Origin of the sequence: Arthrobacter sp. SAFR-023 (assembly GCF_051965295.1) — a bacterium.
Lineage (GTDB): Bacteria > Actinomycetota > Actinomycetes > Actinomycetales > Micrococcaceae > Arthrobacter.
Genome location: NZ_JBQCMF010000003.1, coordinates 55,643 through 78,112, shown reverse-complemented (window position 1 = coordinate 78,112; position 22,470 = coordinate 55,643). Strand labels below are relative to the sequence as shown.

Below are 22,470 nucleotides of genomic sequence, written 5' to 3'. Positions count from 1 at the left end.
TTCCGTCCCGTGAGGCGGGGAAAGGGGAGACGAGCGATGACTTCTGTCACGCAGGCACCGGTTCCGGCCAGGGTTGTTCTCAACCAGGCGGACATCGACCGTGCCCTCACTCGTATCGCCCATGAAATCCTCGAGGCCAACAAAGGCTCCCAGGACCTGGTGCTGCTGGGCATTCCCCGCCGCGGCTACCCGCTCGCCGTCCGGCTCGCCCAGAAAATCGCCGCCGCCGATCCCACCGTGGACGCCGCAGCCATCGTCGGCCAGCTGGACGTGACCATGTTCCGGGACGACCTTTCCCACCAGCCCACGCGGCCGCCGCACCGTACACAGCTGCCGCTGACGGGCATCGACAATAAGGTAGTCGTGCTGATCGACGACGTCCTGTACTCCGGCCGGACCATCCGCGCTGCCCTGGACGCGCTCGTGGACCTCGGCCGGCCGCGCATTGTGCGCCTGGCCGTCCTGATTGACCGGGGCCACCGCGAACTTCCCATCCGCGCCGACCACGTGGGCAAGAACCTGCCCACGTCCTCCGCCGAGAAGGTTCGGGTCCGGCTCGAGGAGACCGACGCCATCGACGGCCAGGAAGTCAACGAAGTGGTAATCGAGGGCGGCGCATGAAGCACCTGCTCTCCACTGAAGACCTCAGCCTGTCCAACGCCGTCCGCATCCTCGACACCGCCGAAGAGATGTCGACCGTGGGGGAGCGCGAGGTCAAGAAGCTTCCCGCCCTGCGCGGACGGACAGTGGTGAACCTCTTCTTCGAGGATTCCACCAGGACCCGCATTTCCTTCGAAGCCGCAGCCAAGCGGCTCTCCGCCGACGTCATCAACTTCGCGGCCAAGGGATCGTCGGTCTCCAAGGGCGAGTCCCTCAAGGACACCGCCCAGACGCTGTCCGCCATGGGTGCTGACGCCGTCGTGATCCGCCACTGGGCCTCCGGTGCACCGCACCGGCTGGCAGCCACCGACTGGATCGACGCCGCAGTGATCAATGCCGGCGACGGCACCCACGAACACCCCACCCAGGCGCTGCTTGACGCGTTCACCATGCGGAGGCACTGGACCAAGCTCTCCGGCCTGCCGTCCACGGGTGCGGACCTGCGTGGCATGCGCGTCGCCATCGCCGGCGACGTCCTGCACTCCCGCGTGGCGCGGTCCAACGTCTGGCTCCTGCGCACGCTCGGAGCCGACGTGACCCTGGTGGCGCCACCCACACTGCTGCCCATCGGCGTCGAACGCTGGCCCTGCAGCATCAGCTACGACATTGACGAGACCTTGGAAAAGGGCGTCGACGCGGTCATGATGCTGCGCGTCCAGGGCGAGCGGATGAACGCCTCCTTCTTCCCGTCCACCCGGGAGTACTCCCGCCGCTGGGGTTTCGACGACAACAGGCTCCGCGCGCTGGACAGCCTGGGCCTCAAGGACACCATCATCATGCACCCCGGCCCCATGAACCGGGGCCTGGAAATTTCCGCGGCCGCCGCCGATTCGCCCCGTTCCACCGTGCTCGCGCAGGTGAAGAATGGTGTGTCCATCCGCATGGCCGCCCTGTACCTGCTGCTCTCCGGGGATACCCGTGAACCAGCCGCCACCCTGAAGGAGAGCAACTGATGGCTGAAGAAACCACGTACCTTATCCGCGGTGCAGCGATCCTTGGCGGCGACGCCGAGGACCTGCTCATCCGCGGCGGCGTGATCACGGCCCGTGGCGCCAACCTGTCAGAGACAGTCACAGCTGCGGACGCAGCTGAGGGCGCCACCGTGATCGACGCCGGCGGACTCGTCGCGCTGCCGGGCATGGTGGACGTCCACACCCACCTCCGCGAACCGGGCCGCGAAGACGCCGAAACGGTGGAAACCGGAACCCGCGCCGCAGCCCTCGGCGGCTTCACGGCCGTGCACGCCATGGCCAACAGCACCCCGGTGGCGGACACCGCCGGCGTGGTGGAGCAGGTGTACAGCCTGGGCCGTGCCGCCGGCTGGGTGGACGTCCGCCCGGTGGGGGCCGTCACTGTGGGTCTTGCCGGCGAGCAGCTCGCCGAACTCGGCGCGATGGCCGACTCCCGCGCCCAGGTCCGCATGTTCTCCGACGACGGCATCTGCGTTCACGATCCCGTCCTGATGCGCCGCGCCCTTGAGTACGTCAAGGCGTTCGACGGCGTCGTGGCCCAGCACGCGCAGGAACCGCGCCTCACCGCCGGTGCCCAGATGAACGAGGGCGAAGTCTCCGCGGTCCTGGGCCTGACCGGCTGGCCGGCAGTGGCCGAGGAAAGCATCATCGCCCGCGACGTCCTGCTGGCCCAGCACGTGGGCTCCCGGCTCCACGTCTGCCATGTGTCCACCGCAGGCTCGGTCGAGATCATCCGCTGGGCCAAGAGCCGCGGCATCAACGTCACTGCCGAAGTGACCCCGCACCACCTGCTGCTCACGGATGACCTGGTCCGCAGCTACGACCCCGTCTACAAGGTCAACCCGCCGCTGCGCACCAACGACGACGTCCAGGCGCTGCGCGCGGCCCTTGCCGACGGCACCATCGACGTCGTCGGCACCGACCATGCCCCGCACCCGAGCGAGCACAAGGAATGCGAGTGGGCACAGGCGGCCATGGGCATGACCGGGCTGGAAACGGCGCTGTCCGTGGTGCAGCACGCCATGATCGAGACCGGCCTGATGACCTGGGCCGACTTTGCCCGGGTCACCTCCATTGCGCCGGCCGGCATCGGTCGCCTCTCGGACCAGGGCCGGCCGCTCGAGAAGGGCGAACCCGCCAACATTGTCCTCGTGGACCCGGCCGCGCGCTGGACCGTGGACCCTTCCGCGATGGCCACCATGGGACGCAACTCGCCGTTCCGCGGCATGGAACTCCCGGGCAAGGTAGTGGCCACGTTCTTCAAGGGCCACCCCACGGTCCTGGATGGCAAGCTGAACACGCCCTACCGCTACCCCTCGGAAGCGCCGGTTGCCGGCGCCGCGGGCGCGAACTGATGGAAAAAGTCCTTCCCGGACTTGCGATGCTGGCGGTAGTCGCCGTCGTCTTTGTCCTGATCTGGATCGGCTGGCGCAACCGGCTCCGGCGGCAGTCCGACATCGCACAGCTGCCGGCGGTTCCTGCCGGGCTGGGCGAGCCGCTGGTTTCGGCGGACGGCCAGTACGTGGCCTCCACCACGGCGGGGGACTGGCTGGACAGGATTGCCGTGCACGGCCTCGGCATCCGCACCAACGCGCAGATAACCATCCACCCGGAGGGCGTGCTGCTGGACCGCTCCGGCGCAGGGCCGCTGTTCATCCCGGCGTCCTCATTGGCCGGTGTTCGGCAGGACAGCGGGATGGCCGGTAAATTCGTGGAAAAGGACGGGCTGCTGATCCTCAGCTGGACGCTCGGAACCCACGCCCTGGACACCGGCTTCCGCACCCGCCGCGCCGCGGACAAGCCGGCCGTCCTTCAACAACTTCAGGAAATGATCTCCCCAGGCCCCCAGGCAGGTGCCCATAGTGGAAAGTAATAAAGTGACGGAAACCGAAGTGACAGTAAACGCAGGAACTGCGCCGCAGGCCGCAGCATCCGCCCCCGCCGTCCTGGTGCTCGAAGACGGCCGCCTCTTCCGCGGCCGCAGCTACGGCGCGCAGGGCACCGCCCTGGGGGAAGCGGTCTTCGCCACCGGCATGACCGGCTACCAGGAGACCATTACCGACCCGTCCTACGCACGCCAGCTGGTGGTGCAGACGGCCCCGCACATCGGCAACACCGGTGTAAACAGCGACGACGCGGAATCCCGCCGCATCTGGGTGGCCGGCTACATTGTCCGGGACGCCGCCCGCCGCCCGTCCAACTGGCGCTCTGAGCGATCTCTTGACTCCGAACTCGTCGAGCAGGGCATCGTCGGCATCCAGGGCGTGGACACCCGGGCCATCACCCGCCACCTGCGCGAGCACAAGACCATGCGCGCGGGCATCTTCTCCGGCGAGGCCGCCAAGGCCACGGACAAGGACCTCGTCGACGCCGTGCTCGCCAGTGAGCCGATGGAAGGCGCCCGGCTTGCCGAGGAAGTCAGCATCGACGAAGCCTACGTGGTGGAGCCGAAGGACCACGGCTGGGACGGCGACGCGCGCTTCAGCATCGCGGCGATCGACCTCGGCATCAAGGCCATGACGCCGGTGCGCTTCGCCGAGCGCGGCGTCCGCGTGCACGTGCTGCCCGCCACGGCCACCATCGACGACGTCAAGGCCGTCAGCCCCGACGGTTTCTTCATGTCCAACGGCCCCGGCGACCCCGCCACCGCCGACAACCAGGTCAAACTGCTCCGCACCGTCCTGGACGAGAAGCTGCCGTACTTCGGCATCTGTTTCGGCAACCAGATCCTGGGCCGCGCCCTCGGCTTCGGCACCTACAAACTGCGTTACGGCCACCGCGGCATCAACCAGCCCGTCATGGACCGCCGCACGGGCAAGGTGGAAATCACCTCGCAGAACCACGGTTTCGCCGTCGACGCCCCGCTGGACGGCCCCACCAACGCCCCGGAAGAGCGCTACGGACGGGTCGAGGTCAGCCACGTCAGCCTGAACGACGAGGTCGTTGAAGGCCTGGCCTGCCTGGACATCCCTGCGTTCTCTGTCCAGTACCACCCGGAAGCCGCCGCCGGACCGCACGACGCCGCCTACCTCTTCGACCGTTTCATCGAGCTGATGGAAGGGTCCCGGGACGGCCGCACCGCCAACCTGTCCAAGGAACCGGTGGACGCCCAGCACCCCGCAGAGGCCCGGCAGAACGACGCCGAGCCGACCACGACTGACAACAAGACTGAGGACAAGAAGTAATGCCCAAGAGAACTGACCTTAAGAGCGTCCTGGTCATCGGTTCCGGCCCGATCGTCATCGGCCAGGCCGCTGAATTCGACTACTCCGGCACGCAGGCCCTTCGCGTCCTCAAGGAGGAAGGCCTGCGGGTCATCCTCGTCAACTCCAACCCGGCCACCATCATGACCGACCCGGAGTTCGCCGATGCCACCTACATCGAGCCCATCACCCCCGAGGTGGTGGAAAAGATCATCGCCAAGGAGCGCCCGGATGCAGTGCTGCCCACCCTGGGCGGCCAGACGGCGCTGAACACCGCCATCGCGCTGGACAAGAACGGTGTGCTGGAGAAGTACAACGTGGAACTGATCGGCGCGAACATCGCCGCGATCGAGCTCGGCGAGGACCGCGAGAAGTTCAAGGGCGTCGTGGAGCGCTGCGGCGCGGAATCCGCCCGCAGCCACATCATCCACACCATGGACGAGGCGCTGAAGGCAGCCGAAGACCTCGGCTACCCCATGGTGGTCCGCCCCTCCTTCACCATGGGCGGCCTCGGTTCCGGCCTGGCGTACAACGAAGAGGACCTCCGCCGCATCGTCGGCCAGGGCCTGCAGTACAGCCCCACCAGCGAGGTGCTGCTTGAAGAGAGCATCCTGGGCTGGAAGGAATACGAGCTCGAAATGATGCGGGACAAGAACGACAACGTGGTTGTCGTCTGTTCCATCGAGAACTTCGATCCCGTGGGCGTGCACACCGGCGACTCCATCACCGTGGCCCCCGCACTGACCCTCACCGACCGCGAATACCAGCGGCTCCGCGACATCTCCATCGCCGTCATCCGTGAAGTCGGCGTGGACACCGGCGGCTGTAACATCCAGTTCGCCATCGATCCCGCGACCGGGCGCGTGGTGGTCATCGAAATGAACCCGCGCGTGTCCCGTTCCTCGGCGCTGGCGTCCAAGGCCACGGGCTTTGCCATCGCCAAGATCGCCACCAAGCTCTCGCTCGGCTACACCCTGGACGAGATCCCGAACGACATCACGCAGAAGACCCCCGCCTCCTTCGAGCCCACGCTCGATTACGTGGTGGTCAAGGTCCCGCGGTTCGCGTTCGAGAAGTTCCCCGCTGCCGACAACACCCTCACCACCACCATGAAGTCTGTGGGCGAGGCCATGGCCATGGGCCGCAACTTCACCGAAGCCCTGCAGAAGGCCCTGCGCTCCCTCGAGCAGAAGGGCTCGCAGCTGGACTTCAGCTCCGTCCCCGAATGGGAAGTCCCGGAGCTCATCGAGAAGGCCAAGCGCCCCACGACGGAACGCCTGCACCAGGTGCAGCGCGCCCTGCTGGGCGGCGCCAGCGTGGAGGACCTCTTCGAGGCCACCAAGATCGACCCGTGGTTCCTTGACCAGCTGCAGCTGCTCAACGAGATCTCCCAGGAGATCCGCCGCTCCGGCGCCCTCACCGAGGACATGCTCCGCAACGCCAAGCGGCACGGCTTCTCCGACGAACAGATCGGTGCGCTGACCCACAACTCCGAGGCTGTTGTCCGCGGTGTCCGCCAGGCACTGGGCATCCGCCCGGTCTACAAGACCGTGGACACCTGCGCCGCAGAGTTCGCGGCCTACACGCCGTACCACTACTCGGCCTACGACGAGGAGGACGAGGTGGCGCTGCACTCCAAGCCGTCCATCCTCATCCTCGGCTCCGGACCCAACCGCATCGGCCAGGGCATCGAGTTCGACTACTCCTGCGTCCACGCCTCCATGGCCCTGCGCAAGGCCGGCTACGAGACCGTCATGGTCAACTGCAACCCGGAAACCGTCTCCACGGACTACGACATCTCCACCCGGCTGTACTTCGAGCCGCTGACCCTCGAGGACGTCCTCGAAGTCATCGCGGCCGAGGAACGCACCGGCGGTGTGATGGGCGTCTTCGTCCAGCTCGGCGGCCAGACCCCGCTGAAGCTGGCCCAGCAGCTGGCCGACGCCGGCGTGCCCATCCTGGGCACCTCGCCCGAGGCGATCGACCTCGCCGAGCACCGCGGCGCCTTCGCCCGGGTGCTGGACGAATCCGGCCTGGTCTCCCCGAAAAACGGCACCGCCGTTTCCTTCGAGGACGCCAAGAAGATCGCCGACGAGATCGGTTACCCGGTCCTGGTCCGCCCGTCCTACGTCCTGGGCGGCCGCGGCATGGAAATCGTCTACGACGAGCCCAACCTGTCCCGCTACATTGCCAACGCCACCGAGATCACCCCGGACCACCCGGTGCTGATCGACCGCTTCCTCGAGGACGCCGTCGAAATCGACGTCGACGCCCTCTTCGACGGCACGGACATGTACCTGGGCGGCATCATGGAGCACATCGAGGAAGCCGGCATCCACTCCGGCGACTCCGCGTGCGTCCTGCCGCCCATCACACTGGGCAACAACGTTCTCGAACGCGTCCGCACCGCCACTCGGGCCATCGCGGAGGGCGTGGGCGTCCGTGGCCTCATCAACATCCAGTTCGCGCTGGCCTCCGACGTCCTGTACGTCCTGGAAGCCAACCCCCGCGCGTCCCGGACCGTGCCGTTCGTGTCCAAGGCCACCGGCGTGCAGATGGCCAAGGCCGCAGCCCTGATCGGCACCGGCGTGACCATCAACCAGCTGCGCAGCGCCTACAAGATGCTGCCCGAGACCGGTGACGGGTCCACGCTGCCGCTGGATGCTCCTGTCTCCGTCAAGGAAGCCGTCCTGCCGTTCAGCCGCTTCCGCACGCTCGAAGGCAAGGTCGTGGACTCACTGCTCGGCCCGGAGATGCGTTCCACCGGCGAGGTCATGGGCATCGACAAGCACTTCGACACCGCCTTCGCCAAGAGCCAGGCCGGCGCCAACAACGCCCTGCCCACCGAAGGCAAGATCTTCGTGTCCGTGGCCAACCGGGACAAACGCTCGGTGATCATGGGCGTCAAGCGCCTCTCCGACCTTGGCTTCGAGATCGTCTCCACCGGCGGCACCGCCGACGTCCTGCGCCGCAACGGCATCCAGGCCACTCCGGTGCGCAAGGTGGCCGAGGGCAGCAGCGCCGAGGGTGAAGGCACCATCGCCGACCTCGTGGTGGCCGGCGAAATCGACATGGTGTTCAACACCCCGTCCGGCGGCGAGGCCCGCAGCGACGGGTACGAACTCCGTGCGGCCGCCACGTCCATCGGCATCCCCTGCATCACCACCGTGGCCGAGTTCAACGCGGCCGTCCAGGCCATCGAGGCCCTGCGCACCTACGCCTGGTCCGTGACCAGCCTGCAGGAGCACGCCGCAGCCCTCGCTGCGTCGCAGGAGGCCGCCCTGCAGAAGGCAGCGGCGCAGAGCCCGGCAGCGCAGAATGCCTGAGGCAACGACAGGTACCGGCCGGGAGTCGTTTGGCTCCCGGCTGGGCCGCGCCATGGCGGACCGCGGTCCGCTGTGCGTCGGGATTGATCCCCACCCTGCGCTTCTGGCCAGCTGGGGCTTGGACGACGACGTCGCCGGCCTGAGGCGCTTTTCGCTCACCGCCCTGGAGGCGGTGGCTTCGCTCGCTGCCGCGGTCAAGCCGCAGGTGGCACTGTACGAACGGCACGGGTCGGCCGGAATGGCAGTCCTCGAAGAGGTTCTCGCCACCGCCCGGGACGAGGGCGTGCTGACCATCGCCGACGCGAAGCGCGGCGATATCGGTTCCACCATGGCCGCCTACGCCGACGCCTGGCTCCGGGACGGCTCTGCCCTTGCCGCGGATTCCGTGACGCTGAGCCCGTACCTGGGTTTCGAGTCGCTCCGGCCGGCACTGGATCTCGCTGCGGAACACGGCCGGGGCGTGTTTGTCCTGGCTCTGACCTCCAACCCGGAGGGAGCTTCGGTGCAGCACGTGGGCGGAAGCGATTCCGTGGCACGCCGGATTGTCCAGGCCGCGGCGGGGGAGAACGAACGCTACTCCGGCGCCATGGGCTCGGTGGGCCTCGTGGTGGGAGCCACGGTGGGCACGGCTCTGGCGGACCTGCAGCTTGACCTGGGCACCGTACGCGGGCCGATCCTGGCCCCGGGCCTGGGCGCGCAGGGGGCGACACCCGCAGACCTGCGGAAGACCTTCGGCGCCGCCTATCCCCAGGTTTTGGGAACGTCCAGCCGGGACATCCTCAAGGCCGGCCCGGGCGTCCGGGAGCTGACCGAGGCGGCGGAGCGCACCCTCGCCGGACTCCGCTCGGAATAGTCCATTGATTTCTCCGGCCGGCAGGGAGTAGGTTCAGGACAAATCCGTGGCTGCTCCAACGCCGCCGGCCGCGGATCCGTTGGCTGACCCCAGGGGAAATGACCGTGAGCTTGCGACCCTTGTCTCCGCAGGAACGTTCCGACGCACTCAGGAAGGCCGCGGCGGCAAGGGCCGCCAGGGCCTCGGCCAAGGAGCGGCTCAAATCCGGAGAGCTGACCGTGGCGCAGATCCTCGACTCCGGCGGCACGGAGGAGGCCATAGCGCGCATGCGCGTTTCGGAACTCCTCGAGGCCCTGCCGGGGATCGGGAAGGTCCGGGCCGCAGCCATCATGGACAGCCTGGGCATCGCCGCCTCCCGCAGGGTCCGGGGCCTGGGCATCCACCAGCGCCGGGCGCTGGTAGATTTTATGAACGAGAAATAGCTTCATCCGAACAGAGTCATCTGTAGACCGTCCAAAGGAATACGTGAGCAACAAACCCGGACTGACAGTCCTCGCTGGTCCTACGGCTGTTGGCAAAGGCACCGTGTCCACCTATATCCGCGACACTTATCCCGAGGTCTGGCTGTCCGTTTCGGCCACCACCCGGGCTCCGCGGCCCGGTGAGGTCGACGGCGTGCACTACTACTTCAAGTCCAAGGAAGAGTTCGAGTCCCTCGTGGCCGCCGGCGAATTCCTCGAGTGGGCAGTGGTGCACGGACAGAACACCTACGGGACCCTGAAGAGCACCGTCAACCAGGCCATTGCCGAAGGCCGTTCGGTGCTGCTGGAGATCGACCTGCAGGGCGCACGCCAGGTCAAGCAGGCCGTTCCGGATGCCCAGTTCGTGTTCCTGGCACCGCCCAGCTGGGAAGAACTGGTGCGCCGGCTGGTGGGCCGGGGCACCGAATCGGCCGAGGAACAGCAGCGCCGGCTGGAAACCGGTAAAGTAGAACTTGCTGCTGAACCGGAGTTCGACCACACCGTCATCAATGACGACGTCCGCCGGGCAGCGGACGAGCTTGTTTCACTCATGGGGCTGACCCCGCACCCGCGCCAGACGCAGACGCCGTCAGCCCGTTAGAAATTTGGAGAATTCGTGTCCACGAACCTTGAAGGCATCATCAACCCGCCGATCGATTCGCTGCTCGAGGCGGCTGATTCCAAGTACGGCCTGGTGATCTTCGGTGCCAAGCGTGCACGCCAGATCAACGCGTACTACGCCCAGCTGCACGAGGGCCTGTTCGAGTATGTCGGCCCGCTGGTCGACACCAAGCTGAACGAGAAGTCGCTGTCCATCGCCCTGCGCGAGATCAACGAGGGCAAGCTGGTTTCCACACCGATCGAAGCTGCAGAGTAACTTCCGCAGAGTAAACAGACTGCCTGCTGACGGAGTTCACGTGCGCATAGTCCTCGGAGTCGGGGGAGGGATCGCCGCCTACAAGGTGGCATCGCTCCTCCGGCTTTTTACTGAAGCCGGCCATGCCGTCACCGTCATCCCCACCGAAGCTGCCACTCGCTTTGTCGGCGTTGCCACTTGGGAGGCCTTGTCCGGAAACCCGGTGACCAACAGCGTCTTCGACGACGTCGACCAGGTGAAGCACGTCCGGCTGGGCCACGAGGCAGATCTCATCGTGGTTGCGCCGGCCACCGCCGACCTCTTGGCCCGCGCCGCCACCGGCCAAGCCAGTGACCTGCTAACCAACACGCTGCTCATGGCGAGCGGCCCGGTGCTGTTCGCCCCTGCCATGCACACTGAAATGTGGCAGCATGCGGCCACCCAGGCCAACGTCGAAACGCTGCGCAGCCGCGGCGTGACAGTCCTGGAACCCGCCAGCGGGCGGCTGACCGGCAGCGACTCCGGCCCAGGACGGCTGCCCGAGCCTGAAGCCATTTTCGAAGCGGCCATGGCCTTGGCACACGGCCTCCAGACGGAGGCACCGCTGACCCCGGCGGCGGACGTAACCGCAGGCGCTGCCGGAACCGGCGGCGCGCGGCTCCTCCCGCTGGCCGGCCGCACCGTGACCATCAGCGCCGGCGGCACACGGGAGCCCCTCGACCCCGTCCGGTTCCTGGGCAACCGTTCCTCCGGCAAGCAGGGCGTGGCGCTGGCCGCCGCGGCCCGCGACGCCGGAGCCACAGTGCGGCTCGTCGCCGCCCACATGGAGGTGCCCGCCCCGGCCGGTGTCGAACTGATCGCCGTCGAAACTGCCCTGCAGCTCCGCGAGGTCATGCTGGCAGCGGCAGCCGGGTCCGACGTCGTCATCATGGCGGCGGCGGTGGCCGACTTCCGGCCGGCGGAGGTGTCCGGAAGCAAAATCAAGAAGCGGGACGATACCGCCGACCCCGTCATCACGCTGGTCCGCAACCCCGACATCCTGCACGAGCTCGTGGAGGTCCGTGACGCCGCGGGCAGCAGCCAGCTCGTGGTGGGCTTTGCCGCCGAGACCGGCGACGAGCAGGGCGATGTGCTGTCCTACGCCGAGGCGAAGCTGAAGCGCAAGGGCTGCGACCTGCTGGTAGTGAACCACGTGGGCGCTGACAAGGTGTTCGGCCAGGACAACAACTCCGTGGTCATCCTCTCGCGGGCCGGTTCCGAACCCCAGTCGGCGTCAGGCTCCAAGCAGGACGTCGCCGCCATTGTCATTGACCGCGTCGGCTCCGAACTAAGCCGGGTCTTTCCGCGAACGTGATGGGCGTAAGCAACGTCTCCTTAGCACGGGGACACACGCTGCCGCCCCGCCGTTTGCCAACAAGTAAGGTAGTTGAGTGACTTTACCGCTGCACATTCCAGAATCCCACGGGTCCGCACCCGCCGCGCTTCGGCTCTTCACCTCGGAGTCGGTCACCGAAGGGCACCCGGACAAGATCTGCGACCAGATCAGTGATGCGATCCTGGACGCCTTGCTGGACAAGGACCCTGAGTCCCGCGTCGCCGTCGAGACCATGGCCACCACCGGCCTGGTCCACGTGGCCGGCGAAGTGACCACAGACGCGTATGTCGAAATTCCACAGATTGTCCGCGAGACCATCCTGGGCATCGGCTATGACTCCTCGGCCAACGGCTTCGACGGCGCACGCTGCGGCGTTTCCGTGTCCATCGGGCAGCAGTCCAACGACATCGCCGGCGGTGTCTTCAATTCGTTGGAGGCCCGTGAAGGCCGCCAGGAGGACGACTACGACCTGCAGGGCGCCGGTGACCAGGGCCTGATGTTCGGCTACGCCAGCGACGAGACCCCGTCCTACATGCCCACGCCGATCTGGATCGCGCACCGCCTCTCGGAGCGCCTCACCGAGGTCCGCAAGAACGGCGAACTCGCCTACCTCCGCCCGGACGGCAAGACCCAGGCCACCATCGGGTACGACGGCGACCGGCCGGTTTCCGTGGAAACCGTCGTGATCTCCAGCCAGCACGCCGACGGCTTCAGCCTCGAGCAGCTGCGGGCCGACCTCGCGACGCACGTCATCGACCCGGTACTCGCCCTCGCGGATCTGGACATTTCGCGCACCAACAACATCCTGAACCCCGCCGGCGCCTTCGTGATCGGCGGTCCGGTGGGCGACGCGGGACTCACTGGACGCAAGATCATCGTGGACACCTATGGCGGCATGGCCCGGCACGGCGGCGGCGCCTTCTCCGGCAAGGACCCGTCCAAGGTGGACCGCTCCGCCGCGTACGCCATGCGCTGGGTTGCCAAGAATGTGGTGGCCGCGGGACTCGCCAAGCGCGCCGAGATCCAGATTGCCTACGCGATCGGCCAGGCCCGCCCGGTGGGAACCTACGTGGAAACGTTCGGGACCGAGACCGTGGACCCGGCGAAGATCAGCGCCGCGATTGCCGAGATTTTCGATCTGCGCCCCCGCGCCATCATCGACGCCCTGGACCTCAAGCGCCCCATCTACGCCAAGACGGCCGCTCACGGCCACTTCGGCCGCGATGATCCGGACTTCACCTGGGAGCGCCTGGACCGCGTGGACGACCTGAAGGCGTACTTCAACGCCTAAGCCGGCCCGTCCGCACCCGTACGGGAGCAATGTCAGACCCGTGTGGTTGGCTGATATTTAACCCAGGACGGAGGTGAGGCGCCATGTCTTCAAACGCCATGTCTTCAAACGCCATGTGTTCTAACGCCATGTCTTCGCACCCCACGCCGGAGCCGCTGCAGCTGTCACTGCTGCAGGGGTTCCCGGTCACGGTCAGGACAGCCGGCGGCCCGCCGCTGGCTGCCGTCCGTCCGGTGGCGCGCGTGCTCATTGAGTCCCCGCTGCCGCACCTGGACCGGCCGTTCGACTACAGCGTTCCCGCCGAACTGGATGATGACGCCCAGCCGGGCGTCCGTGTCCGGGTCAAGTTCAGTGGCCAGGAACTGGGCGGCTACATCCTGGACCGGGTCGAGGAGTCCGACGCCGGCCAGCCCCTCGTCCCGCTGCACAAAGTCGTCTCGCCGGTTGCCGTGCTCACCCCCGCGATGCAGGAACTCACCGGGCGCGTGGCCGCACGCTACGCGGGCACCGTCAGCGACGTGCTCCGCGTGGCCATCCCGCCGCGGGTGGTCAAGGTGGAGAAGGAACTTGCCGGCGCCGAATCGGCCGCTCATTCCGGACCGGCAACACAGCCCGGGGCGGCCCATGACCTGCCCGGCTCCGCGTGGACCAGGTACCGGAACGGCGGCGCCTTCCTCCGCCATCTCGCATCGGGAGGCGCACCCCGGGCCGCCCTTAGTGCGCTGCAGGGTTTCGGCCCGGACGGCTGGCCGCGCCTCATTGCGGACGCTGTGGCGGCGGTCCGGGAATCCGGACGTGGCGCCGTCGTCGTCGTTCCCGACTACCGCGACCTCGACCGGGTCCAGGCTGCCCTCGAGGACATCCTGCCCGCCGATGACGTTGCCCGGCTGACGGCGGACGACGGCCAAACACCCCGGTACCGCAACTACCTCAGGATCCTCAAGGGCACGGCGGGCGTCGCCGTAGGCACCCGCTCGGCTGCCTACGCCCCCGTGCCGAACCTGGGTCTTGTGGTGTGCTGGGATGACGGCGACGACCTGCATGTGGAGCAGCGTTCCCCGTATGCCCACACCCGCGAGGTGCTGCTGCTGCGTGCCGAACAGGAGGGGGCTGCCTGCCTGCTGGCCGGGCACGCGCGCAGCACGGAAGTGCAGCGGCTGGTGGACGCCGGCTGGGCGATGCCCGTCGACGCCGAACGCACGGTACTCCGCCGCACGGTTCCGCGGGTCCTCAACACGGCGGACAGCTTTGAACAGGAGCGGGACCCGCTCGCCCGGCTGGCGAGGCTGCCGGGGGCGGCGTGGCGCACGGCCAAGGACGCACTCGAGCGCGGTCCGGTCCTGGTGCAGGTTGCCCGTGCCGGCTATGCGCCGTCGCTGGCGTGCGAAACCTGCCGGGAACCCGCGCGCTGCCCGTCCTGCCAGGGGCCGCTCGCCATCGCAGGCAGCGCAGCTGTGCCCCAATGCCGCTGGTGTTCGACGCCGGCACCTACCTGGCGCTGCGCGCACTGCCAGGGCACCCGGCTGCGCCGCGGCGCGGCGGGTGTTCTCCGCACGGCGGAGGAACTGGGCAGGGCGTTTCCCGGCAAAGCCGTGGTCACCTCCTCCGGCCAGAACGTCAAAGCCACGGTGCCGGATGCGGGGGCGCTGGTGGTGGCCACCGTGGGCGCCGAGCCCGTCGCGCCGGGCGGATATGCCGCGGCGCTGCTGCTCGACGGCGATTCACTGCTGCGCCGGGAGAACCTCCGCGCGGGCGAAGACGCCGTGCGGCGCTGGTTCAACGCCGCTGCCCTCGTCCGGCCGGCCACCGAGGGCGGGATGGTGGTCATCACCGCGGACGACACCGCCGCGGTCGGAGCATTGCTGCGGTGGGACCCTTCGGGCTATGCCCAGCGGGAGCTGGGCCTGCGCACTGAGCTGCAGCTGCCCCCGGCGGTGAGGGTGGCCGCCGTCACCGGCGGCAGCACCGCCGTCGGGCATTTCACGGCCTCAGCCACAAAGCTGCTGGCCGCCGAGGGCGTCGAGCTGCGTATTGCGGGCCCGGCGCCGCTGCTCCAGACGGCAAGCATCCCGACCCCGAGCATCCAGGCACCGGGCGTTCCGGCGCCGGGCCCGGACAGCGTGGACGTGCGCACTTTGCTGTTCATCCCGTACGCGCAGGCCGCCACCGTGACCAGGGTGCTTCGGGCCGCGAAAGCCGCGGGCGCGGCCAAGCGAACCGAGGACCCGGTGCAGCTGCGGCTCGACGGCGTCGACGTGCTCTGACAGTTCGGGGCTAACAGGTCAGCGCCGGCCGGTTCGGGGCTGACCGGTTCCGGGCTGCCCGATTAGCGCCGGCGGAGTGCTATGACCTCTGCCGCCACGTCCACCAGCTGGCGGGCGGATTCGTCCCAGCTGAACTGCTCTGCCCGCCTCACGGACCGCCGCGAGACGTCCTGCCAGTGCTGCCCGTCGCCGAGGCTGCGGACGGCGGCGGCGAATTCCGTCGCCGACTCCGGATTGACGTAGGTGGCGGTGTCCGCCCCCACCTCGCGGAAGATCGGGATGTCGCTGGCGATCACCGGTGTGCCCAGCGCCATCGCCTCAACCAGGGGCAGGCCGTAGCCCTCGGCCTTGGACAGGGTGACCAGCGCGGTGGTGCGGTTCAAGAGCGCCGTGTATTCGTCGTCGGTGACACCGTTATGGAACACCACGCTGGCTCCGGAGGGGATCTGCGCTTCAAGCTCGGCGCGGCGGTGCGGTGTGACCCGGCTGAGCAGGTGCAGCGTGTAGTCAGGCAGTTCGGCCATCCCGGCGAGCATGGTTTCGACGTTCTTGTAGGGCATGAACGAACCCATGTAGAGCAGCGTCTTCTCCGGCGCCGCCGCCGGATCACGGGGCTGCTGGGCCGGCTGCGGGGCGTTGCTGACGATGCGCACCGGACGGCTGGTCAGGCGGTACTTGGCCATCAGCGCCTCCGTGGTCCTGCTGATGGTGGCGACGACGTCGGCCCGGTTCAGCAGGAGGCGCTGGGGCCAGAACGCCTTGTGGTACAGGCGCCACAGGATCCGGACGGGGGCCGGCAGGAAGCCGGGAGGTGCCGGGTGTTCGTAGTAGATGAGGTCGTGCAGAGTGAGCACCAGGCCGTACTTGCGTCCCCACGTGCCCATCGTCTGCATCGGGCAGACCACCACGTCCGCGCCGAGCCGATTAACCTTCCGGGCCACGAAAAGCTCGGCGGGGGAGAGCGGGCTGCTGATCAGCGTGTACGGAACGTCGGGAAGCAGTGCCAGCTGCCGGAGATCACTGATGAGCATGGACACATCGGCGATCTTTGAGACGGCGGCAATAAGGCTGGAACCGTAGCGGCTGATCCCGTCGTGGTGGTCCGTCCGGGTGAAACGGGCATCGATGACTATCTTCACGCGGGGTGGTCCTTAAGGAAGCGGCGGATGAATCCTGCGGCAGGTTCTGGCGTTTCGTAGTGGATCAGGTGGCCGACGCCCGGGATGACGTCCAGCGTTGCGTCGGGGAGCAGTCCGGCCAGGCGGTGCTGGTCCCGCAGCAGGGCGATTTCGTCCTTCTCGCCGGCGATGAGCAGCACGGGCAGGGTGAGCGCGGGCGCGACTTCGGCCACGTTGCTGCTGACGGACGCCGTGAACGATTCCAGCAGGCTGTCCCGGTTGGCGAACGCACTGAAGTAGGCGTGGTGCTGCCCGTGGATGAACCGGAGCAGGTCCTTGTCCTTCGTTTTTGCCATGGCCATGCTCATCACCCGCACAATGAGCGGGCTGCGGAGCAGGGCCAGGCCAAGAGGGCGGGGGAGGCGCGCGGAGAGGCGGTAGTACAGAACGGCCAGCCGGGTCATGAGGCCCTTGGGGCCTTCGAGCGCTGGCGCCGCGATGGGGTTGACCAGGATCAGCGGGCGGACCGCGTCCGGATGGGCCGCTACGAAATGGGCGGCCACGATGGATCCGAAGGAGTGTCCCAACAGTACGGTCTCCGGCCCGAGTCCGAGGGCCGCCATGAAGTCGCTGATGAACCTTCCGTAGCGCTCCACGCTGTGGGCGCCGTCGGTGAATGCGCCGGAGCTGCCAAACCCGGGGAGGTCCGGCATGATCAGGCGCATCCCGGGCAGCTGGTCGGCAACCCGCAGCAGCCCGTGATGGTCGCCGCGGAAGCCGTGGATGACCAGGATGGTCCGGGTTTCAGCCGTGGGCTTTTCCGGTTCGTAGACCCAGTAGGCAACGTTGCTGCCCGCCAGTTGCACCGTGGATGCACGCGTGCGGGCGGCGAGTCCGCTGCTGACGAAGGATGGTGCGGTAGCGGGCTCGGAGTCGGCTGTTTTCATGTGCTGGGGGAGTCCTAGTTGACGTTGTCGGGGTGGGAACCTGTGCGGTGGCCGCGCTCCAGGGCTTCGATGTCTGCCATGTCCAGCGCCGAGAGCTCGAAGCCGAAGACGTCGAGGTTCTCGCGGATCCTGGCGGCGGAGCTTGCCTTCGGAATGGTGACGTTGCCCAACTGCAGCTGCCAGCGCAGGATAATTTGTGCGGCGCTCACCTTGTGCTCGGCCGCGAGGGCGCCGATGACGGGATCCTCCAGTACCTGGCCGCGGCCCAGCGGGCTCCACGCCTCGGTGAGGATTCCCAGCCCGCGGTGCTTTTCCCGGAGCTCGGCCTGCTGCAGCCACGGATGCAGCTCGACCTGGTTGACGGCCGGCACCACCTCGGCTGTTTCCAGCAGCTGGTCCAGGTGCTGGGGCTGGAAGTTGGACACGCCGATGGCCCGGACTTTGCCCTCGCGGTACAGCGTCTCCATGGCCCGGTAAGTTTCCTGGAAAAGTCCCCGTTTCGCGCACGGCCAGTGGATCAGGTACATGTCCACATATTCCAGCCCGAGGTTGATCATGGACCTGTCGAAGGCCCGCAGCGTCGCGTCGTAGCCGTGGTCGTCGTTCCACACCTTGGTGGTGATGAAGAGGTCCTCGCGCGAGGTGCCGCCGGCCTCTCCGGAACCGCCGGTGGTTGCTTCCGCGGCGAACACCTCGACCAGGCCGCGGGCCACCCCGGATTCATTCCCGTACATGGCCGCTGTATCGAAATGCCGGTACCCGGCTTCCAGGGCTGTGGCCACCAGGTTGGCGGTGTCTTTCGCCGGAACCTTGTATAGCCCGAAACCCAACTGGTCGATCAGCACGCCGTTGTTCAGGCTTAGCCGGGGTGAGGTAGTCATGATTACGACTCTACCGATACCGCGGCGCGCCGCGTGTGACCGGCAGGCGCAGTTTCAGTCCCGGCTCAGGCCCGGCCCGAAGAAGTTCGTCAGCCCCAGCAGAGGCAGAACGGGTGGCCGGCAGGGTCCGCATAGACCTGGAAGCCCTCGGCGGAGGTGATGTCCTCGGCGGGCTTCAGCAGGCGTGCACCGAGGGACAGGGCCTCGTCGTGGGCGGATGCGACGTCCTCAACATACAGGTCCAAGTGGATCTGCTGTGGGTTCCCGTCGGGCCATTCCGGCGGCACGTGGTTGGGTGCGAGTTGAAAGCCCAGACGCGGTTTTCCGTCGACACTGACGGTGTGCCAGTCATCCTCTGCGTCCACGGTGCCGCCCAGGAGGCCGGCCCAAAAGGCGCTCTCGGCAGGAAGGTCGGCGGCGTCGAACACAACGATCTCTCTGGTGATTTTCATGCCGCCATCCTTGCACGGACCCCATGATATTCCGAGAGCTTCACACCAGTTTTAGGCGGGTGGTCCCGGCTGGCAGGGCGTCTCTCAGTTCCCATTTTTAAAGCTGACCAGCCGCCGGGCCGAGGCCTCATCGAGGATCAGATCCGTGGCCAGCCCGGCCACCAGTGCCCCCCGGAGCCCATTGATCTTGGACGCGCCGGACACCACGCAGATCCGCCGGCGCACCTGGCGGAGCTGGTCCAGCGAAGGTCCGGTGGAGCGTTCATTCAGCGTGATGCCGTCAGAGGAGCCGTCGCCGCGGAAAAAGACCGTAGCCACGTCACCGACGACGTCGGACTTCGCCAGGGTGACCAGGTCGTCCTCGTCGAGGTAGCCGCCGGCGTACACATGGCTGGGGTAGTCGGCGTCCACCGAACCCACGCCAAAGATCGCAATGCTCATGCGGGACTGCAGGTCGAGGATTCGCTGCACGCTCCGCTCATTCCACATCGCGGTCTTCGTGGCGGCATGGTCGAAGAAGGCCGGCACGGGAAACTGTTCAACCCGGGCGCCGTAGGCGCTGCCGAAGCGCCGCATGATGTCGCTGGCGTAGGTGATGCCGGTGGTCTGCATGTTGCCCGCGCCGTTCAGCTGCACCACCACGCTGTCGTGGGTGATTTTGCGCGTCAGATGCCGGCTCACCGCGCTGAGGGTGGAGCCCCACGCCACCCCGATGATGGCGTTGGAGTCCACAAGCGGTCCGATGGTTCGCGCGGCCTGCATGGCCACGCGGTCCAGCGTCTCCGCTTCGTTCAGGGTGTCCAGGACGGGCACCACGTGCACGTCCACCTTGTACTGCGCCCGGATCAGCCGCTCCAGTTCCGGCCCTGTGTCCAGGGGGCTGCGGATCTGGATCTGTACCAGGCCGGTCTCCCGCGCCGTCGAGAGCAGCCGGGAAACCGTGGAGCGGGAGGTCCGCAATTCCCGGGCGATGGCGTCCATGGTGAGGTCCTGCATGTAGTACAGCTGGGCGGCGCGCAGCGCTTCGGAATGTCGGGGACGGGGCATGCATGGTTCCGTTCTGCACGTTTGTGCATAGTGCTTGACGTTATTTTCCAATAATTCAAACAATAGTGGTGAACGGCCCCGCACCATCCGGTGCGCGGCCTGCAACAAGCGCTATTTCGAACCAAACCCAAAGGAGCAGATTTGGGACTCAAGGATCCATCCGGCCATACCAACAGCGCTGCCGCACCAGCTGCGGAGCGCGAGTCCGTCTCCCGATTGCACCGGCGGCCCAACGCTCGGGTCCTGATCATCGGCGGCGGAATCAACGGCGTCGGAACATTCCGGGACCTCGCCCTGCAGGGCGTCGACGTGGCACTCGTGGAACGCGGCGATTACTGCCAGGGCGCCAGCGGCGCCTCGTCGCACATGATTCACGGCGGCATCCGTTACCTGGAAAACGGCGAATTCCGGCTGGTCCGGGAATCCGTGGTTGAGCGCAACAGGCTCCTGCGGATCGCGCCCCACTACGTCAAGCCGCTGCAGACCACGATCCCGATTTTCAGCACATTCTCTGGTGTGCTTGCCGCGCCCCTGCGGTTCCTGACCCATAAGCAGCAGGGCAAGCCCAAGGAGCGCGGCGCGTTCCTGATCAAGCTGGGACTCAGCCTCTACGACTCCTTCTCCCGCGACGGCGGCAGCGTCCCGCGCCACCAGTTCCGCACCCGGCAAAAGGCGCTGGCCGAACTCCCGATGCTGCACCCCGGCGTCAAGTACACAGCCACCTACTTCGACGCGTCGGTGCACAACCCCGAGCGCCTCACCCTGGACGTCCTGCAGGACGGCGAGAAGGCGGGCGGCCGGGCCAGCAACTACCTGTCCCTGGTGTCCATCAGCTCTAACGCAGACGGTTCCAGCACGGCGGCTCTCCGTGACGAGCTGACCGGTGAGGAGTTCGCCTTCACCGCAGAAATCATCGTCAACACCACCGGCGCGTGGGTGGACCTCACCAACCAGGCCATGGGTACGCCCACCACGTTCATGGGCGGGACCAAGGGCTCGCACATCGTCCTTGACCACCCCGGCCTGCTCGCAGCCTGCGGCGGACGCGAGATCTTCTTCGAACACACCGACGGCCGGATAGTCCTGATCTATCCCATGGGTGACCGCGTGCTGGTGGGCACCACCGACGTCGACGCCGACATGTCGGAAGACGCCGTCTGTTCAGACGAGGAGATTGACTACTTCTTCGATCTCATTGGCCACGTCTTCCCTGACATCGCCGTGGACCGGGGACAGATCGTCTACACGTTCTCGGGCGTGCGTCCGTTGCCGCGGCACGACGCCACCCAGCCCGGGTTCGTGTCGCGGGACTACCGCATCGAACGGCATATTTCGGAAACAGGCGGCCCGGAAGCGGGGCACGAGGAGGGCGGCGCCGCCGTGCTTAGCCTGGTGGGCGGCAAATGGACCACCTTCCGCGCCCTGGCCGAACACCTCGCCGACGACGTCCTCGCAGAACTGGGAACGGAACGGAAGATTTCGACGGCGAAGCTCGCCATCGGCGGCGGCGCAGGGTTCCCCGACAGCGAAGCCGGGATCCAGAAGTGGATCAAGGCCCACATGACTGCCGCGCACGACGCCGACCGGACGGCCGGTCTCCTCACCAGGTACGGCACCCGCGCCGGTGAAGTCATCAGCTATCTCGACGCCGGCCACGACCGCCTGCTGCGCTCCACCCGGGAGCTGAGCGTCCGGGAACTGCAGTTCATGGCCGCTCACGAACAGATCGGCCACCTCGTGGACGTGCTGATCCGCCGCACTTCGCTCGCTTTCCGCGGCCTGGTTACCGGGGAGCTGCTCAACGAAGTGGCCGAGGCCTTGGCCGAGCCGCTCGGCTGGGATACGGCAAGGGTTGCCGCGGAGATCATCCACGCGCAGGCGGTGCTGAAGCGATACCACGGCGTCGAGGTCCACAGCCTCGTCGCTTAGCGGGAAACCGTCCTTCAAACACGCGAAGGACTGACAACAGAAAATAGAGGAGTCAAAGATGTCTCTTGGATTGGTTTTTCTTTCCGAAGTTTTCGGAACCGCCATGCTGACCCTGCTGGGTTGTGGTGTGGTGGCCAACGTTGCGCTCAAAGGCACGAAGGGCAACAACGGAGGATTCCTGATGGTCACGTGGGGGTGGGGAATTGCCGTCTTCGCCGGCGTGTACGTCGCCGCCCGATCGGGATCGCACCTGAACCCGGCCGTCACGCTGGGCCTTCTTGTCAACGGCAAACCGGAGTATGCGGCGGGCGTTCCAGTGGACTTTGCCTCCACGCTCACTTACTTCGGCGGAGAGCTTACCGGCGCATTCCTTGGCGCCGTGGTCACCTGGCTGGCGCATAAGCAGCATTTCGATGCCGAACCCGAGCCCGCGAACAAGCTCGGCGTCTTCTCCACCGGCCCGGCGATCCGCTCCACCCCCTGGAATCTGATCACGGAAATCATCGGCACCTTTGTGCTGGTCTTCGTGATCCTGACCTTTGGTGGAACGCCGTCCGGTCTTGGCCCGCTGGCGGTGGCCCTGCTCGTCGTCGGCATCGGTGTGTCCCTGGGCGGGCCCACCGGCTACGCCATCAACCCTGCCCGCGACCTCGGACCGCGCATCGCGCACGCCGTCCTTCCCATCAAGGGCAAGGGGTCCAGCGACTGGAGCTACTCGTGGATCCCGGTGGTCGGCCCGCTGATCGGCGGCACGCTGGCCGGCCTGGTGGGGCTGCTTCCCATCGTATTCACGGCAGCCACCTGAGCCCCGGCATCTGCGTTCGAAGACTTTCAAA

At 67.3% G+C, this 22,470-nt stretch carries 20 protein-coding genes; 15 read left to right on the top strand and 5 right to left on the bottom strand.

What is annotated here, in order from left to right; translation table 11 throughout:
* Positions 1 to 36 precede the first annotated feature (36 nt).
* The 13 genes from pyrR to ACTHQX_RS04475 all read left to right on the top strand — a co-directional run bounded on the left by pyrR (position 37) and on the right by ACTHQX_RS04475 (position 15,260).
* Entirely contained in the window at positions 37 to 621 is a 585-nt protein-coding gene (gene pyrR, locus ACTHQX_RS04535; RefSeq protein WP_236803471.1) for a bifunctional pyr operon transcriptional regulator/uracil phosphoribosyltransferase PyrR, read from the top strand.
* Complete coding sequence (locus ACTHQX_RS04530; protein WP_236803470.1) at positions 618 to 1,613, top strand: aspartate carbamoyltransferase catalytic subunit; 996 nt, start codon at positions 618 to 620, stop codon at positions 1,611 to 1,613. Before pyrR ends, ACTHQX_RS04530 begins: the two co-directional genes overlap by 4 nt.
* Positions 1,613 to 2,986 (top strand): dihydroorotase, encoded by a 1,374-nt coding sequence (locus ACTHQX_RS04525; protein WP_236803469.1) that lies wholly within the window; start codon positions 1,613 to 1,615, stop codon positions 2,984 to 2,986. The genes ACTHQX_RS04530 and ACTHQX_RS04525 overlap by 1 nt, the downstream gene beginning before the upstream one ends.
* Positions 2,986 to 3,504, top strand: coding sequence for a PH-like domain-containing protein (locus ACTHQX_RS04520; protein WP_236803468.1), 519 nt, complete (start codon positions 2,986 to 2,988; stop codon positions 3,502 to 3,504). Before ACTHQX_RS04525 ends, ACTHQX_RS04520 begins: the two co-directional genes overlap by 1 nt.
* Positions 3,485 to 4,816 (top strand): glutamine-hydrolyzing carbamoyl-phosphate synthase small subunit, encoded by a 1,332-nt coding sequence (carA, locus tag ACTHQX_RS04515; protein WP_440156141.1) that lies wholly within the window; start codon positions 3,485 to 3,487, stop codon positions 4,814 to 4,816. The genes ACTHQX_RS04520 and carA overlap by 20 nt, the downstream gene beginning before the upstream one ends.
* A complete protein-coding gene (gene carB / locus ACTHQX_RS04510) occupies positions 4,816 to 8,160 on the top strand; it encodes a carbamoyl-phosphate synthase large subunit (protein ID WP_236803466.1) in 3,345 nt (1,114 codons plus the stop codon). Before carA ends, carB begins: the two co-directional genes overlap by 1 nt.
* Positions 8,153 to 9,013: an orotidine-5'-phosphate decarboxylase gene (pyrF, locus tag ACTHQX_RS04505; RefSeq protein ID WP_236803465.1), complete on the top strand. Its 861-nt coding sequence runs from the start codon at positions 8,153 to 8,155 to the stop codon at positions 9,011 to 9,013. Before carB ends, pyrF begins: the two co-directional genes overlap by 8 nt.
* Positions 9,014 to 9,111: 98 nt before the next feature.
* Positions 9,112 to 9,435, top strand: a complete 324-nt coding sequence (gene mihF / locus ACTHQX_RS04500; protein ID WP_043418338.1) for an integration host factor, actinobacterial type — start codon at positions 9,112 to 9,114, stop codon at positions 9,433 to 9,435.
* Between the two features lie 43 nt (positions 9,436 to 9,478).
* Positions 9,479 to 10,075, top strand: coding sequence for a guanylate kinase (gene gmk, locus ACTHQX_RS04495; RefSeq protein ID WP_236803464.1), 597 nt, complete (start codon positions 9,479 to 9,481; stop codon positions 10,073 to 10,075).
* A 15-nt stretch (positions 10,076 to 10,090) separates the two neighbouring features.
* Complete coding sequence (gene rpoZ, locus ACTHQX_RS04490; RefSeq protein ID WP_003800778.1) at positions 10,091 to 10,351, top strand: DNA-directed RNA polymerase subunit omega; 261 nt, start codon at positions 10,091 to 10,093, stop codon at positions 10,349 to 10,351.
* Between the two features lie 40 nt (positions 10,352 to 10,391).
* Positions 10,392 to 11,684 (top strand): bifunctional phosphopantothenoylcysteine decarboxylase/phosphopantothenate synthase, encoded by a 1,293-nt coding sequence (locus ACTHQX_RS04485; protein ID WP_236803463.1) that lies wholly within the window; start codon positions 10,392 to 10,394, stop codon positions 11,682 to 11,684.
* A 76-nt stretch (positions 11,685 to 11,760) separates the two neighbouring features.
* Positions 11,761 to 12,996, top strand: coding sequence for a methionine adenosyltransferase (gene metK / locus ACTHQX_RS04480; protein WP_440156144.1), 1,236 nt, complete (start codon positions 11,761 to 11,763; stop codon positions 12,994 to 12,996).
* Positions 12,997 to 13,124: 128 nt separating this feature from the next.
* Positions 13,125 to 15,260: a primosomal protein N' gene (locus ACTHQX_RS04475; protein WP_236809328.1), complete on the top strand. Its 2,136-nt coding sequence runs from the start codon at positions 13,125 to 13,127 to the stop codon at positions 15,258 to 15,260.
* Between the two features lie 62 nt (positions 15,261 to 15,322).
* On the opposite strand, the gene ACTHQX_RS04470 is transcribed toward ACTHQX_RS04475, so the two are convergent.
* From ACTHQX_RS04470 to ACTHQX_RS04450, 5 genes are all read right to left on the bottom strand, one after another.
* A complete protein-coding gene (locus ACTHQX_RS04470) occupies positions 15,323 to 16,399 on the bottom strand; it encodes a glycosyltransferase family 4 protein (RefSeq protein ID WP_236803461.1) in 1,077 nt (358 codons plus the stop codon).
* Positions 16,396 to 17,325, bottom strand: coding sequence for an alpha/beta fold hydrolase (locus ACTHQX_RS04465; protein WP_236803460.1), 930 nt, complete (start codon positions 17,323 to 17,325; stop codon positions 16,396 to 16,398). Before ACTHQX_RS04465 ends, ACTHQX_RS04470 begins: the two co-directional genes overlap by 4 nt.
* A 14-nt stretch (positions 17,326 to 17,339) precedes the next feature.
* The gene (locus ACTHQX_RS04460; RefSeq protein ID WP_236803459.1) at positions 17,340 to 18,206 is read right to left on the bottom strand and encodes an aldo/keto reductase; all 867 of its coding nucleotides are present in this window, start codon (positions 18,204 to 18,206) and stop codon (positions 17,340 to 17,342) included.
* 89 nt (positions 18,207 to 18,295) lie between these two features.
* A complete protein-coding gene (locus ACTHQX_RS04455) occupies positions 18,296 to 18,658 on the bottom strand; it encodes a VOC family protein (RefSeq protein ID WP_236803458.1) in 363 nt (120 codons plus the stop codon).
* 84 nt (positions 18,659 to 18,742) lie between these two features.
* Positions 18,743 to 19,705 carry a sugar-binding transcriptional regulator gene (locus ACTHQX_RS04450; protein WP_236803457.1) on the bottom strand — a complete coding sequence of 321 codons (963 nt, stop codon included), beginning with the start codon at positions 19,703 to 19,705 and terminating at the stop codon, positions 18,743 to 18,745.
* Positions 19,706 to 19,846: 141 nt separating this feature from the next.
* On the opposite strand from ACTHQX_RS04450, the gene ACTHQX_RS04445 reads away from it, so the two are divergent.
* Positions 19,847 to 21,634, top strand: coding sequence for a glycerol-3-phosphate dehydrogenase/oxidase (locus ACTHQX_RS04445; RefSeq protein WP_236803456.1), 1,788 nt, complete (start codon positions 19,847 to 19,849; stop codon positions 21,632 to 21,634).
* Between the two features lie 58 nt (positions 21,635 to 21,692).
* Positions 21,693 to 22,439, top strand: coding sequence for an MIP/aquaporin family protein (locus tag ACTHQX_RS04440; RefSeq protein WP_236803455.1), 747 nt, complete (start codon positions 21,693 to 21,695; stop codon positions 22,437 to 22,439).
* Positions 22,440 to 22,470 lie beyond the last annotated feature (31 nt).